This window comes from Dermatobacter hominis, assembly GCF_020715685.1.
Lineage (GTDB): Bacteria > Actinomycetota > Acidimicrobiia > Acidimicrobiales > Microtrichaceae > Dermatobacter > Dermatobacter hominis.
In genome coordinates this window covers 3549054-3564304 of the sequence record NZ_CP085840.1, presented here as the reverse complement: position 1 = coordinate 3564304, position 15251 = coordinate 3549054, and the positions used below count along the sequence as shown (strand labels likewise).

The 15251-nt window shown below is 71.8% G+C and carries 12 protein-coding genes; 4 read left to right on the top strand and 8 right to left on the bottom strand.

What is annotated here, in order from left to right; genetic code table 11:
- Window positions 1-8: 8 nt before the first annotated feature.
- Window positions 9-1145, bottom strand: coding sequence for a nitronate monooxygenase (locus tag LH044_RS16675; protein WP_227756717.1), 1137 nt, complete (start codon window positions 1143-1145; stop codon window positions 9-11).
- Window positions 1146-1176: 31 nt separating this feature from the next.
- Complete coding sequence (locus LH044_RS16670; RefSeq protein ID WP_227756716.1) at window positions 1177-2823, bottom strand: acyl-CoA synthetase; 1647 nt, start codon at window positions 2821-2823, stop codon at window positions 1177-1179.
- A gap of 230 nt (window positions 2824-3053) precedes the next feature.
- Here LH044_RS16670 and LH044_RS16665 point away from each other — a divergent pair, with 230 nt between their 5' ends.
- The 4 genes from LH044_RS16665 (at window position 3054) to LH044_RS16650 (ending at window position 7676) form a co-directional block, all read left to right on the top strand.
- Window positions 3054-4310 (top strand): cytochrome P450, encoded by a 1257-nt coding sequence (locus LH044_RS16665; RefSeq protein WP_227756715.1) that lies wholly within the window; start codon window positions 3054-3056, stop codon window positions 4308-4310.
- A gap of 104 nt (window positions 4311-4414) precedes the next feature.
- On the top strand, window positions 4415-5842 hold the full coding sequence (locus LH044_RS16660) for an ABC transporter substrate-binding protein (protein WP_227756714.1): 1428 nt from the start codon (window positions 4415-4417) through the stop codon (window positions 5840-5842).
- The gene (locus LH044_RS16655; RefSeq protein WP_227756713.1) at window positions 5839-6432 is read left to right on the top strand and encodes a cupin domain-containing protein; all 594 of its coding nucleotides are present in this window, start codon (window positions 5839-5841) and stop codon (window positions 6430-6432) included. The genes LH044_RS16660 and LH044_RS16655 overlap by 4 nt, the downstream gene beginning before the upstream one ends.
- Window positions 6429-7676, top strand: coding sequence for an amidohydrolase family protein (locus LH044_RS16650; RefSeq protein ID WP_227756712.1), 1248 nt, complete (start codon window positions 6429-6431; stop codon window positions 7674-7676). The genes LH044_RS16655 and LH044_RS16650 overlap by 4 nt, the downstream gene beginning before the upstream one ends.
- Here LH044_RS16650 and LH044_RS16645 read toward each other — a convergent pair.
- The 6 genes from LH044_RS16645 to xylA form a co-directional block, all read right to left on the bottom strand.
- Complete coding sequence (locus LH044_RS16645) at window positions 7673-9769, bottom strand: hypothetical protein (protein WP_227756711.1); 2097 nt, start codon at window positions 9767-9769, stop codon at window positions 7673-7675. The genes LH044_RS16650 and LH044_RS16645 overlap by 4 nt on opposite strands.
- 9 nt (window positions 9770-9778) lie before the next feature.
- A complete protein-coding gene (locus LH044_RS16640) occupies window positions 9779-10828 on the bottom strand; it encodes a pyridoxal-phosphate dependent enzyme (RefSeq protein ID WP_227756710.1) in 1050 nt (349 codons plus the stop codon).
- 159 nt (window positions 10829-10987) lie between these two features.
- Window positions 10988-11314, bottom strand: coding sequence for a hypothetical protein (locus LH044_RS16635; RefSeq protein ID WP_227756709.1), 327 nt, complete (start codon window positions 11312-11314; stop codon window positions 10988-10990).
- A 46-nt stretch (window positions 11315-11360) separates the two neighbouring features.
- The gene (locus LH044_RS16630; RefSeq protein WP_227756708.1) at window positions 11361-12398 is read right to left on the bottom strand and encodes a hypothetical protein; all 1038 of its coding nucleotides are present in this window, start codon (window positions 12396-12398) and stop codon (window positions 11361-11363) included.
- Window positions 12399-12583: 185 nt separating this feature from the next.
- The gene (xylB, locus tag LH044_RS16625) at window positions 12584-14002 is read right to left on the bottom strand and encodes a xylulokinase (protein WP_227756707.1); all 1419 of its coding nucleotides are present in this window, start codon (window positions 14000-14002) and stop codon (window positions 12584-12586) included.
- Window positions 14003-14005: 3 nt separating this feature from the next.
- Complete coding sequence (gene xylA, locus LH044_RS16620) at window positions 14006-15199, bottom strand: xylose isomerase (protein WP_227756706.1); 1194 nt, start codon at window positions 15197-15199, stop codon at window positions 14006-14008.
- Window positions 15200-15251 lie beyond the last annotated feature (52 nt).

Genomic DNA, 15251 nt, shown 5'->3' with positions numbered 1-15251 from the left:
GGGGCCGTTCACCCCTCGATGTCGGCGGTCAGCCGCTGGGTGACGTCGACGTACTCGGACACCATGTCGACGATCACCTGCTTGGTGCTCCGCACCTGGTTCATCCGGCTGACGATCTGTCCGACCGGCATGCCGACCAGCTCGCGCGGCGGGTTCCCGCCCATCTTCCGGGTCGCGTAGGAGTTGAGGATGAACTGCAGGGGCATGGGCAGCGTGCCCGGCGACTCGGGCGCCTCCCAGGCCTCGGTCCACGCCGTCCGGAGCTGACGGGCGGGCTTGCCCGTGAACGCACGGGAGCGCACGGTGTCGCCGGACGTCGCGTCGAGCAGCTTGTCGGTGACGACCGCGGACGCGTCGCTCTCCGCGACGGTCAACCAGATGGAGCCCGTCCAGACCCCTGCCGCGCCGAGGGCCATGCCCGCCGCCATCTGCCGGCCGGAGCCGATGCCTCCCGCGGCGAGCACGGGCACGGGCGCGATCGCGTCGACCACGTCGGGGACGAGCACCATCGTGGCCACGTCACCGGTGTGGCCGCCGGCCTCGTAGCCCTGGGCGATGATGATGTCGACGCCCTGCTGCACGTCGCGCACCGCCTGCTCGACCCGGCCGATGAGCGCCGCGACCTTCACGCCCTGCTCGTGGGCCTGGTCGATCGCCTCCTTGGGCGGCGGACCCAGGGCGCTCGCGAGCAGCGCGATGGGGTGCTGGAGGGCGATCTGGATCTGCGGGGCGCCGGTGGCCGCGGTCCAGCCGAGCACCCCGGCGCCGAGTCCGGCGCCGGACTCGAGCTCGGCGTCGGCGGCGGCCACGTCGACGCCGTGATCGGCGAGGATCTTGTCGACGTAGTCCCAGTGCTCCTGGGGGATCAGCTCCCGCAGGGTCGCGCCGATGTCGCTGACGTCGTCGATGCCCTGGTCGCGGTCGACCGTCTTCACGGGCATGACGACGTCGACGCCGTACGGCCGCCCGCCCACGTGCTCGTCGATCCAGGTGAGCTCCTGCTCGAGCTGCTCGGGCGAGAAGGCGAGGGCACCCAGCACCCCCATACCTCCGGCGTTGGTCACCGCCGCCACCACGTCGCGGCAGTGCGAGAAGGCGAAGATCGGGTACTCGATGCCGAACATCTCGGTGAGCGGGTTCTTCATGACGTCCCTCCGGGAGGTGTTGACGTGTCGGTCATGGACGGTCCGTGGCCGCGTCGGGGTCGTCGACGAGGTCGCGGGCGCGGCGGTAGTCGGGCTTGCCGCTGGGCTGGCGCGGCACCTCGTCGACCAGGTGCAGGACCCGCGGCGCCTTGTAGCGGGCGAGCCGCGAGTGGCAGTGATCGACGAGCTCGGGCAACGTGACGGTCTCGCCGGACCGCGGCTGGACGATCGCCGCCACGGCCTGGCCCCAGCGCTCGTCGTCCACGCCGAGGACCAGCGCGTCGAACACCTTGGGGTGGGCCTTCAGGACCGACTCGACCTCTTCGGGATGGATCTTCTCGCCCCCGGAGTTGATGCACTGCGAGCCACGGCCGAGCAGGGTCATCGTGCCGTCGAGCTCGAGGCGAGCGAGGTCGCCCGGCACCGAGTAGCGCCGGCCGTCGACCTCGATGAACGTCGCCGCCGTCTTGACCGGGTCCTTGTAGTAGCCGATCGGCACGTTGCCGCCACGGGCGAGACGACCGACCTCGCCCGGCTGCACCGGTCGGTCGTCGTCGCCGAGGACCACGCTGTCGCGACCCAACGAGACGTTGATGAGCCCGCCCTCGGTCTCCGTGGCGCCCTTCTCGACGAGCCGCATCCCGTTGAACCCGCCTTCCGACGAGCCGACCGCCTCGCTGATGAAGAGGTCGGGCAGCAGCTCGAAGAGCTGGTCCTTGACCACCGGCGAGAACACCGCGGCCGTCGAGCTGATCGCCACCAGGGCCGAGGTGTCGTACGGCCCGCCGCCGTCGGGGTGCCCCTCGCGCAACGCCTCGATGAGCGGACGGGCCATGGCGTCGCCCGTGATCGTCACGACCGCGATGTCGTACCTCTCGACCGCGGCCCAGACCGCGTGCGGGTCGAACCGGGGCAGCAGCACGTTGGTGACGCCCTTGAACAGGCCCCCGAGGGTCCCCCACTGGGCTGCGCCGTGCATGAGCGGCGCCAGCACCAGGCCGGTCGACTCGGGCGAGGCCGCCGCGGCCCGGGCGAGCTGGTGCTCGTCCTCGATGCGCTCGCCGGTCGTGAAGTCGATGCCGCCGCCGAGGGTGCGCCACACGTCCTCGTGGCGCCACATGACCCCCTTGGGCAGCCCGGTGGTCCCGCCGGTGTAGAGGATGTACAGGTCGCCGTCGTCGCGCGGGCCGAAGTCGCGCGCCGGCGACCCGGCCGCGAGGGCCGACTCGTAGTCGACCGCCCCGGCCACCAGCGGCCCGACGTCCCCGGGCCGGGCATCCGGGTCGGCGATCTCGACGAGGTGCCGCAGCCGGGGCAGCCGGGGCGCGACGGCCTCGATGTGCGGGGCGAACACCGACTGGTACACCACGGCCACGACGTCGGCGTTGTCGAAGAGGTAGACGAGCTCCTCGTCCACGTAGCGGTAGTTGACGTTGATCGGGACGGCCCTGAGCTTGTACGCCGCCAGCATGGCCTCCACGTACTCGAGGCTGTTGTAGGCGTAGATCGCCACGTGGTCCCGTTCGCCGACGCCGACCGACGCGAGGTGGTGCGCCAGCCGGTTCGCCCGCTCGTCGAGCTCGGCGAACGTGGCCGAGCGGTCGCCGCAGATCAGCGCCGTGCGATCGGGCACCGCGTCGACCGTGTGCTCGACGAGGTCAGCGAGGTTGAACGCCATGGGCCGCAGTAGAACACGTTCTCGCACACCCCGGCAATCGATCCTGCGCGGTGGGGTCGTGCGACGGCTGCAGCCCGGCCACGGCGGCTCGCCCTGCACCCCGGCCCGGGTCGGGCGTGACCGCCGTCACGGTACGGTGGACCGGCCAGGTAGAATGTGTTCTACTGCGGCGTGACCGCCGCCACACCTGCGGCGCAGTTCTCGGGCCGGTGGGTCCCCAGGGGGCGAGCATGACCACCACGAGCGATCGCAGCGACGTCGATCCGTCGAGCATCGACCTGCTGGACCGCGACCGGTTCACCTCGGGCATCCCGCACGAGTGGTTCACCTACCTCCGTGCCCACGACCCGGTGCACCTCCACCCCGAGCCCGACGGTCCGGGGTTCTGGGTGATCACGAAGCACGCGGACGTGGTCGCCTGCAACCGCGACGCGGGCACGTTCTCCTCCGAGGCCGCGAACGGCGGGGTCATCGCCCTCGAGGAGCGGGCGACGACCCAGAGCGAGGCCGAGAACGCCGGTGGCCGGCTGATGCTGCAGATGGACCCGCCCGACCACACCCGCTACCGGCGACTGGTCAACCGTGGGTTCACGCCGCGGATGATCGAGAAGATGACCGAGCACATACGCGAGCTCACCAGCGCCATCCTCGACCGCGTGCTGCCGGCGGGTGAGTGCGACTTCGTCGTCGACGTGGCCGCGGAGCTCCCCCTCGAGGTGATCGCCGAGCTGATCGGCGTGCCGATCGAGGACCGCCACAAGATCTTCGAGTGGAGCAACAAGATGATCGGCTCCGACGACCCGGAGTACCGGGTGTCCGAGGAGGAGATGTTCGAGGCGCAGGTCTCGATGTTCATGTACGCCCAGCAGCTCGCCGAGCAGCGGCGAGCGCAGCCGGACGACGACATCATCACCGCACTGCTCAGCGCGGAGATCGACGGCGAGTCGCTGTCCGACATGGACTTCAACCTGTTCTTCCTGCTGCTCTCGGTGGCCGGCAACGAGACGACCCGCAACGCCATCTCCCACGGCATGAACGCGTTCCTCGAGCACCCGGACCAGTGGGACCTGCTCCGGTCGGACCCCGAGCGCCACATCACCACCGCCACCGAGGAGATCCTGCGGTGGGCGTCGCCGGTGCTCTACTTCCGGCGCAACGCGATGGCCGACTTCGAGCTCCGCGGCCGCACGATCAGGGCCGGCGACAAGATCAGCATGTGGTACATCTCGGCCAACCGGGACGAAGAGGTGTGGGCGGACCCGTTCACGTTCGACATCACCCGCGACCCGAACCCGCACATCGCCTTCGGAGGCGGCGGACCGCACTTCTGCCTGGGCGCCCAGCTCGCACGGATGGAGATCCACGTCCTGTTCGAGGAGCTGGCCCGGCGCGTCCCGCACCCGGAGGCACTCGGCGCGCCCGACCGCCTGCGCTCGAACTTCATCGGCGGCATCAAGCACCTACCGGTCAGGTTCGACACCACCTGACCGCACGTCGCACCGGCCGGCGACGTCGGTCGGATCGCGTTCCAAGGGTCCACAACGCAGCGCCATCCGGGGGGATCCGGCGCCGCACGACGAGGGGGAAATGGATGAGGCGTCTGACCATCGTCCTGATGATGGGCACGGCTCTGGTGGCCGGTGCGTGCGGCGCGTCGGGCTCCGGTGACGAGCCGGCCGAGGGATCGTCGACGACCGAAGGGGGCGGCGACCCCACCGAGGCGGCCGCCGAGGGCACCTTCGGCGACCTCGACGCCACGCTGTGCGGTGCGGGCGACTTCAGCGTGGACCCGGCCGAGGCCGGTTCGAGCGCCGGCACGCTCGCCATCGGCGTCCCGAACGACCGCAGCTCGCAGATCCGCCCGGGCCTCAACAAGGTGATGTACGACGCGTCGGTCGCCTTCGCCGACTGGTGCAACGAGCAGGGCGGGATCGGCGGCCTCCAGATCGAGGTCGTCGACCTGGACGCCGCGCTGTTCAACGTCGAGGCCGCGATGAGCAAGGCCTGCGGCACCGTGTTCGCGCTCGTCGGCGGGGGCCTCGCCCAGGACGCGCTCGAGTTCTCCGGCAAGGACGGCAGCGACTTCCACAAGTGCGGGCTGATCGACATCCCCGGCTACGCGGTGTCGGTCGAGAAGGCCGACTCGAACGGGCAGGTGCAACCGGTCCCCAACCCGGGCTCGTCGGCGTCGAACACCTGGTTCCGCGACCTGAAGGAGCTGCAGCCCGACGCGCTGCAGAAGTGGGGCGTGCTGTGGGGCGAGCTCCCGTCGCTCGAGATCGTGAAGGCCAAGAACGAGGCCGTGGCGCGTGACGTCGGCGGGATCGAAGTGGTCCCGGAGCAGACCTATCCGCCCACGGGGGCGATGGACTGGACGCCGTACTCGCGGAAGCTGATCGGCACCGGGGCGACGTCGTTCAGCTGGGTCGGCGAGGCGTCGAACCTGGCGAGCTTCCTCACCAACCTCCGCCAGCAGGGCTGGGAGGGCACGCCGCTGCTCGAGGCGAACATGTACGACCCCGAGCTCACCGCCGCGGGCGAGGCCGCCGAGGGGACGGTGCTCCGGATGGCCTTCCACCCCCTCGAGGAGGCCGACCGGTGGCCGGCCGTCCAGCAGTACATCGACATGGTCGAGCAGCGCGTCGACGGCGGCAAGATCGGCCAGCTCGGCATGCAGAGCACGTCGGCCTGGCTGCTCTTCACGGTGGCGGCGAACGCCTGTGGTGAGAAGAACGACGGGGTGCTGACCCGGACGTGCATCCTCGAGGAGGCGGCGGCGGTCGAGGACTGGACCGGTGGGGGCCTGCACGCGCCGCAGGACCCGGCCCGCCACGACGAGGCGAAGGCCAGCCCGTGCTCCATGCTGCTGGTCGTCAAGGGCGGCGAGTTCGAGCGGCTGTACCCGAAGATCGACGGCGACGGCGACGACGGCGACGGCTTCCACTGCCCGGCCGACGGCGTCACGACCATCACCGCCGACGTCGGCGAGGGCAAGGTCGACCCGAGCCGACCGATATGACCGGCACGACGTCCGGTCCGAGCAGCGACAGCGGCAGCGGCGCCGAGCCGGCGAACCCGCTGGTCGACGGCCTGGTGCCCACGTTCCGGCACCTCGACGATCCCGACGTGCCCTGGCAGGAGTGCCGCCGCCAGCGGAACGCCGACGGCACCACGTCGTCCGTGTGGGAGAAGTGGCTCGCCTTCTCGCCCGACCCCCAGTACCTCTCCCTGTACGCGAGGTACGACCCCGGGATGATCGTGCGCCGCCACGGGCACTACAGCCCGCACATCGTCTTCGTCATCGAGGGCGAGCTGTGGGTCGGCGACCGACGCTGCCCGGCCGGCACGCACGTCGAGCTGCCGTTCGGCGCCGCGTTCGGTCCGCTGCGGTCCGGCGACGACGGTGCCGTGCTGTTCGAGGTGATGCTCGGCGATCCCCGGTCCTGGGGCGACCGGCCCGAGCTGTTCGCCGACGCGCTCGCCGAGCACGGTGCGGTCGCGCTCCCCGACCCGCCGCTCGACTACCCCGACTGGCTGTCGGACCTGCGACACCACTGGGTCGGCGCCGAGGACGACCCGATCCCCGACCGAGACGGAGCCACGCCGTGACCCTCACCGCCGACGCGCCGAGCGGCGTCACCCCGACCGAGCAGGACCTGCCGCGCATCATCTCGGTCGACGACCACATCCTCGAGCCGCGCACGCTCTGGCAGGAGGAGCTGCCGGCCGCCGACCGGGACCTGGCGCCGAGGGTGGTGCGCGAGAAGGTCTCGCTGCACTTCTCCGGTGGCCACTACGGCTTCACGCGCGACGACCCCGACGGCCACTGGTGCGACCTCTGGCTCTACGACGACCTGGTGCTGCCGACGGGTCTGCTCCACGCCGCGGCCGGCGTCCCGCCGGAGGAGCAGCGCAACATCCCGGCGATCTACGAGGACTTCCGGGAGGCGACCTACGACCAGAAGGCCCGGCTCGTCGACATGGACACCAACCACGTCGAGGTCTCGATCAACTACCCGAACACGTTCCCGCGATTCGCGGGCCAGGGCTTCGCCGAGCGCGCCGACAAGGAGCTCAGCCTGCGCTGCATCCAGATCTACAACGACTGGATGATCGACGTCTGGTGCGGCGGCGACGGCAGGGGCCGGCTGATCCCGCTCACGCTCGTCCCGCTGTGGGACCCTCGCCTCGCCGCCGAGGAGATGCGCCGCTGCGCCGCCAAGGGCAGCCACGCGATCGCGTTCTCCGAGAACCCGTCGAAGCTCGGCTTCCCGTCGCTGTACAGCGGCGACTGGGACGTGCTCTGGGACGCGTGCACCGAGACCGACGCCACCGTGTCGATGCACATCGGATCGTCGTCGACCATGCCGGCGACCAGTCCCGACGCGCCCCTCGCCACGACGATGGCGCTGAGCTCGCAGAACGCCGAGGGCTCGCTCTGCGACTGGGTGTTCTCGGGCACGCTGTCGCGCTTCGACGACCTGAAGATCGCGTTCGCGGAGAGCCAGATCGGCTGGATGCCGTACCTGCTCGACCGCATGGACATCGTGGCCAGGGAGTCGGCCACGGGCGGGGTGGAGCTCGACCGACCGCCGAGCGAGATCGTGAAGGGTCGCGTGTGGGGCTGCGTCTTCGACGACCAGCACGGCCTGAACAGCCGCGACGCCGTCGGGCTCGAGCACATCCTGTTCGAGACGGACTACCCCCACACCGACGGGACCTGGCCCGAGTCCCGGGCCGTCGCCCACCGCCTGTGCGCCACCGCCGGGATGGACGCCGTCGAGTGCCACGCCTTCCTGCGCGGCAACGCGATCCGCTGCTACGGGCTCGACCGCTTCGGCATCGCCGACTAGCGCGGCACCGACCGGGGCCGGCGCGTGCCAGCGTCGAGGTCGAGCTCCCACCCGCCGGCGTCGTCCCGGATCGGCACGGTGGTCTCGCCACGGCCGATCGAGGTGTACGGGTTGTCGAACCGGCGGTCGTGGGCGAGCTCGACCGGCGACCCCGCGACGACGAGCGGCGAACCGGGGCGGCACTCGACGGTGCCCTCGGCCGGTGACTCGTAGCGGACGTCGAAGCCCGGGTGGGGACCCGTCGCGGTCCACCCGGGGTCCTCGACCCGGATCTCGGCGGCCGCGATGGCCTCGCAGAACTCGTCGAAGGTCCCCGATCGCGCGGCGTCGCCGAGCTCGACGATCCACACGTCGTCGGCGCCGCCGTCGGCGACGAGGTCGAAGTCGCCCGTGAGCCCGCCGGTGTAGGTCGTCGCGGGGTCGTGCCGGCGCCACTCCGTCGGTCGCCACGACCACAGCGCCACGTAGCCGTCGCGCTTGCGGCCGATCGTCCAGTGCCCGAGCCGCCTGACCTCGTCGAAGTGCTCGGTCGGGAAGTACGCGTGGGTGTACGGCTCGTACGCGAACGGGTCGAGGATGCCGGGCTCGGGCGGCGCGAACGCGGGTTCGAACGAGTGCACGGCGACCCGCCGGTGCTGCGCGGAGCGTGGCAGCGTCGCCGAACCCGTCCAGTACCGGTCGTGGTCGAGGTAGTCGCCGGCGTTCGGCGACGGTCCGTTGCCGGGGTGGTTCGCGAACACGATCGCCCGCTCGTCGAGGGTCGCCTGCCAGATGTGATGCTGGAAGCCCGCGGTCCCCGGGCGGTAGCCCTGGGCGCAGGACAGCATCCCGTGCGCGTTGCGCCACGTGTAGGTGTGCACCTCGCTCAGGAGCCCGGCGTTGACCATCGGGTGGAGGTCGGCCGACATCTGCCGCCACAGGTCGGCGTCGGCGCCGATCGCGTGGCGCAGGTCGTCGAAGAGGTCGAACAGGTCCGCGTCCCAGAGCCGGTGGCGGTCGAGCGTGTCGATGGTGAGGGGCACCAGCTGCCACGGTGTCAGCGCACCGCGGTCCCACCAGAACGGCACCATGTCCGGGTCGGTGTAGGAGCGGCCGTCCGAGCGGACGGGGTCGTCGCGCAGCGGCTCGGACGGGTCGATCACCACGCCCATCGACTCGCGGTCGACGCTCTCGCGCGTGCTCGTCGCGATGCGCCGGAGCACGGCGGGCGGCCGGTAGCGGCGGGCCCGGGCGAGCAGCGTCGCCGACTCGTTGAGCGGCAGGAGGTCGGCGTCGTCGCCGTCGTCGACCGGCCAGGGCTCCTCGGTGGCGTCGAAGCACAGCTTGCAGGCGCCGAAGACCGGCTGGTCGACCGCACGGGCCTTGTCCTTCATGTAGGACCGGCCGTGGGTCACGCCGACGTTCCCGCGATGGCAGTGCAGCGCGAGGTCGTAGAGGACGAGGTCGCAGAACGCGGCCGCCCGTTCGGCGAGGGCGGGGTCGTCGACGAGCTCGGCCAACGTCACGAGGGGGGCGACGTCCTTGGCGTAGTAGACGTCGGAGTGCCACTCGCTGAAGCCGTCGACGGCCTTCTCGTCGAACCAGGCCGCCAACCGCCCCGCCGCACGCCGCCGGTGCTCCTCACCGGTCAGCCCCGTCACCGAGAACGTGTCGTGCGGCAGCGCCTGCCCGGCGAGGTACTCGCAGGCGTGGAAAATCAGGCGGTGGTTCTCCGACCAGTACCACCGCTCGTCGGTGCCCTCGAGCTCGACGGGGTCGGTGTACCAGTAGCGGAACGTGCGGAACCGGTCGGCGAGCGCGGCCGCCACGCGGTCGGGCAGGTCCTCCCGGTACGCGCCCCACAGCGTGAGGAGGCGGAGGACGTCGAAGTCCGCGCAGTCGAGCCACCCGTCGATCCGCACGAACCAACGGGCGAGCGCGGCGTCGTCGACGGCGCTCCAGTCGACCCCGTGGCGGGGGTCGCGACGAGCTCGTTCCAGGTGGTCGACGAGGTTCAGCGGCGAGGTCGGCCGCCAGACCGACGTGGCGGCGACGAGGTAGTCGTCCTGGCGGGCCCGCCACCACCCTGCGTCCTCGAGCCCGTCATCGACCATCGGGTGTTCCTACCACCGGGCAGGCCGGCCCGTGCGTGGGGGGAGCCGGTCGAGGTCCACGTTGCCGCCGCTGAGGATCACCCCGACGTCGGCTGCCGGCGCCTCGCCCCGGCGCCCCATCGCCACCAGGGCCGCGACGGCGGTGGCGCCGCTCGGCTCGACGACCTGCTTGGTCCGCTCCATCACGAACCACGTCGCCTCGACGATCTCCTCCTCGGTCACGGCCTCGATCGCGATCGCACGGTCCCGGAGGACGCCGAAGGTGCGGTCGCTCAGGACGGCGAGCAGCCCGTCCGCGATCGAGTCGCCGTTGCCCTCCGACGTCCGCCGGCCGCCGGCCAGCGATCTCCGCGCGTCGTCGACCGCCGCCGGCTCGGCGCCCACGACCTCGATCTCGCGATCGGTGCCGTGGGCAGCGATGGCCGTCCCCGACAGGAGCCCGCCGCCACTGACCGGAGCGACGATCGCCCCCAGGTGCGGCACGTCGGCGAGCAGCTCGAGGGCGGCCGTGCCCTGGCCGGCGATCACGCGGGGGTCGTCGTACGGGTGCACCTCCGTCGCGCCGGTGCGCTCGAGGATCTCGGCGAGCGTCGACTCGCGGGCCTCGAGCGTCGGCTCGCACAGGACGATCTCCGCCCCGTAGGCCGCGGTCGCCTCGCGCTTGGACAGCGGGGCGTCGGCGGGCATCACCACACGACACGGGATGCCCCGGTCCCTGGCCGCGAACGCCAGCGCGGCGGCGTGGTTGCCCGACGAGTGCGCCGCCACCCCGCGGCGAGCCTGCTCGTCGTCGAGCGACCGAACGGCGTTGGTCGCGCCGCGGATCTTGAACGAGCCCGTGCGCTGCAGGTGCTCGCACTTGAGGTGGACCCTGCACCCGACGAGCTCGTCGAGCGCCGCGCACGTCATGACGGGCGTGCGCCGGACCCCGGACGCGATCCGCACCGCCGCCCGTCGGACGTCGTCCACCGACGGGGGATCACCGATGGCGGTGCGCCCGTCGAGGTGGTCGCTCGTGGATCGATCCCGGCCCGACCGTCGCGGCTCGCTCGGAGGCACGGCGGCAGCGTACCCGTCGGGTCGTGCGGTCCTTCGCTGCCACCGACCCGGATCTGACCGACCGGCGGCCGACGACGGGCGGGGGTGCCGTCCGAACGGACGGCACCCCCTGGGAGTGGCGCAAGGCCACGAGCACGCTGGACCGCGGACGCAGTTCGGTCAGAGCGGATCCACCGGTCCGCAGATGATCTGCGTCGGCCGGTCGGGGCAGCCGCCACCGCCACCGCCCCCTCCGCCGGTGGGGATCGAGGTGGTGGTGGTCGTCGGCGCCACCGTCGAGGTGGTCGTCGGCGCCACCGTCGAGGTGGTCGTCGGCGCCACCGTCGAGGTCGTCGTCGGCGCCACGGTCGAGGTGGTCGTCCCCTGCGGGGCGGTCGTGGTGGTGCTGGTCGGGACCTGCGGCTGGGGCGTGCACGCGGCCAGCGAGGCGCAGAGCCCCACCGCCGCCGCCGCAGCGAGGGTCCGGATGGTCGTCGTTCGACGCACGGTCGTCTCCTGTCGTTTCGTCATCGAGTGGGTCGGGTCCCGGCGCTCAGAGCGGCTCGACCGGGCACGTGATGGGCTGGAAGTCCACGTTCGGGACGCACACGAGCGTCGTGGTCGGCTCCGGCTCGGTGACCGTCGGCTCGGTCGGCTCGGTGACCGTCGGCTCGGTCGGCGGCGTGGTGGGCGTCGTGCCGCTGTCGGTCCGGGTCCAGAGGTAGGACATCGTGTAGTCACCGGTCGATCCCGTCATGCGCTGACCCGTGATGCTCGTGCTGGCAGGGCTCCCGAGCCGGAACACGCGGCCGCCGTTGATGTCCGGTGGCACCCTGACGTACGAGAACGGGATGGACGGCAGCTCCTTGCCCGAACCGCCGAGGAACAGGTCCGCAGCGTCGGCCAGGGCGCCCCGGGCACCGATGCCGGCGTAGATCCGGCTGCCGACCGGGTCGTCGGGGATCCCGACGATGTTCCAGACGTAGGTCGACAGCAGGTGGGCCACGCCGGACAGGCCGATCTGGCCGTACACCCAGCTGATGATCTCGCCGGCGCCCTTCGGGATGTCGATCGCCTGCTTGTTCGCCAGGGCGTTGTTCAGCTGGTTGCGCACGATCGTGGACACCTCGTTGATGGCCGACTCGGGGTAGTCGAAGTCGCGCTCCATGGGCCACGTCCACACCCCGACGATCTCGAGCGGCCGTCCGAGTGCCAGGTCGCCGACGTCGGCCAGCGTCACGTCGTCGAACTGCGTCGGCGCCCGCTGGGTGCCCGTCATCGAATAGGACTGGCCTTCCGACAGCCCGGGCGTCTTGCTCCCGCGGACGACCCACGTCTGCGCGGAGTTCGGCTCGCCCACCTTCACCCGGAACGCGATGTTGACCGTGTACACGTCGTCCTTGGTGTTGAAGCACGCGATCGCGCACGTCTTGTCCTGCGACTTGTTGATCCGGATCGACGTGGTGTCGAACCGCCATGATTGAGTCGGCAGGGGTTGGGAGGGCGGAGTGCAGGCGGTCAGTGCCGCCGCAAGTATTCCCACCACCGCCACCGGGACCGCGACGGGTCGCATGAAGGCCTTCGAACGCATCACCACTCCCTTGACTCGCAGAGGCCGCTCCCCACGTCGCAGCCTCGGGCCGCCCCCCGGCGGCCGTTCGCACCCTACGACGATCGGTCGTACGAATCAAGCATTGCGTCGTTCGATGATGGGTGGTCCGGCGCATGGCCGGGACGGAGTGGTGCGGGGGAGACGAGGCGAGCCCGGGCGCAGCCTCAACGAGCTGCTCGAGCTCCGTCCGAGAGGGCACGCTCGTACTGCGACCGGACGACCTCTCGGTCCGAGTGCCCGACCGGATCGACCGTCGTTCCGCCGCCGAGTCCCCAGGCCGCGGCGATCTCGTCGACCGTGCGCCCGTGCAGTACGGCTGCGGCCTGGACCGCGGCGCCGAGCGCGACGAGCTCCTGCTCGTCGGGCACGACGACGGGACGCCCCGTCAGGTCGGCGACCACCTGCCGGTACGCTTCGCTGCGGGCCCCTCCGCCGACGAGGAGGACCCGACCGTCGGCTCCGGGCAGCTGGTCCGCCCCGTCCAGCAGGTTGCACACGACGCCCTCGACCGCGGCACGCGCCAGCAGCGCAGGCGACGCGTCGGAGCGGATGCCCGACAGGACGCCGGTCGCGGTCGGCCGGTTCGGGGTGCGCTCGCCGTCGAGGTGCGGGACGAGGACCATCCCGTCGGCGCCGGGCGGCGCGTCCAGCGCCAGTCGGTCGAGTGCGGCGGTGGTCACGCCGAGGAGCCGGGCGATCGCGTCGGTGACCTTCGTGGCGTTGAGGGTGCACACGAGCGGGAGGTACCGCCCGCCGGCGTCGGCGAAGCCGGCGACCACCCCGGTCGGATCGGCCGTCGGCGCGTCCGCGATGGTGAACGCGGTCCCGCTGGTGCCCAGGCTCAGCGCCAGATCGCCGGGCCGGAGCGCGAGCCCCAACGCCGCCGCCATGTTGTCGCCGGTGCCGGCGCCGACGAGCGCACCGGTCGGGACCCACTCGCCCGCAGCCTCGGTCGAGGCCCGCACGGTCGGCAGCATCGGCAGCCAGTCCACGGACCCATCGATCAGTCCCAGCAGGTCCGTGCGGTAGCCCTCGTCGGTCGGCGACCACCATCCGGTGCCTGATGCATCGCCCCGATCGGTGGTCCACGACCCGGTGAGGCGGTGCGTCAGCCAGTCGTGGGGCAGCCCGATCCGAGCGAGGCGGTCGAACACGCGCGGCTCGGTCCGCCGGAGCCAGCGCAGCTTGGTGATCGTGAAGCTGGCGACCGGCACGCTGCCGCACGCCGACGCCCACCGCTCGGCGCCGAGGGCCTCGACGAGCTGGGCGGCGTCGTCGGCTGACTCGGTGTCGTTCCAGAGCTTCACCGGTCGCAGCACCTCACCTGCCGAGCCGAGTGCGACCAGGCCGTGCTGCTGCGCGGCGATGCTGATCGCCGAGGGTCGGTTCGGCCCCGACACGCCCGCCTGCGACGCCGCCTGCTCGAACGCCGACCACCACGAGCGCGGGTCCTGCTCGCTCCGCGGCGGCATCGTCGGCGGGTGCGGCGCGCGTCCCGAGGCGACGAGCGCTCCGGTGTCCGCGTCGCGGACCTCGACCTTGCAGGCGGTGGTCGACGAGTCGACCCCGGCGACCAGCGGCACCGCTCAGCGGGCCCCGAGGAGGTGCTCGACCGCCAGCTGGTCGAGCCGCGTCGCGCCGTGGGACCGCTCCCCCTTCGCATCGGCGTCGAACGACTCGAAGGCGGTCGGATCGGCCACGAGGTCGGCCCACGTCTCACCGGGCGCGAGCGTGGGGGTCGACAGCTGCGGCACCCCGGCCGCGGCGAGCGCCTCCTGCACCTCCGGGTCGGCCCGGAAGGCCCGGGCCCGCTCCGCCAGGAGCAGATAGGTCCGCATGTTCGCCGCCGCCGAGGCCCACACGCCGTCGATCGCCTCGGTGCGCAACGGCTTGTAGTCGAAGTGCCTCGGGCCGTCGTAGGCCGGGCCACCGCCGGGACCGCCGTGCTCGAGCAGGTCCACCAGGGCGAAGGCGCTCAGGAGGTCGCCGTGGCCGAAGACGAGGTCCTGGTCGAACTTCGGGCCGTGCTGGCCGTTCAGGTCGATGTGGAACAGCTTCCCGTGCCACAGCGCCTGCGCGATGCCGTGGGTGACGTTGAGGTTCGACATCTGCTCGTGGCCGACCTCGGGGTTGAGCCCGACCATGTCCGCGTGCTCGAGCGTCGAGATGAAGGCCAGGGCGTGGCCCACGGTCGGCAGGAAGATGTCGCCGCGCGGCTCGTTGGGCTTCGGCTCGAGCGCGAACCGGATCCCGTACCCCTGGTCCTCCACGTAGCCGGCCAGCAGGTCGATCGCCTCGCGGTACCGCTCGAAGGCGAGCTGGGCGTCCTTGGCGACATCGACCTCGGACCCTTCCCGCCCGCCCCAGAGCACGTAGGTGTCGGCGCCCAGCTCAGCCGCGAGGTCGAGGTTGCGCATCACCTTCCGGATCGCGAACCGGCGCACCTCCCGATCGTTGGCGGTGAACGCACCTTCCTTGAACGCGGGGTGCGTGAACAGGTTGGTCGTCACCATCGGCACCGCCATGCCGGTCTCGTCGAGCGCGGCTCTGAAGCGCTTCAGGTGGTCCGAGCGGTCCGCATCGTCGCTGCCGAACGGCACGACGTCGTCGTCGTGGAACGTCACGCCGTAGGCGCCGAGGTCCGCCAGCCGGTGCACCGACTCCACCGGGTCGAGTGGCGGGCGGGTCGCATCGCCGAAGGGATCGCGCGCCTGCCAGCCCACGGTCCACAGACCGAAGGTGAACCTGTGCTCGGGCCTGGGTGCCAGTTCCTCGTCCATCGTGTCCCAGTTCACCAGACCGCTCGGCTGTCGCCGACGCGAGCGTCGCGGT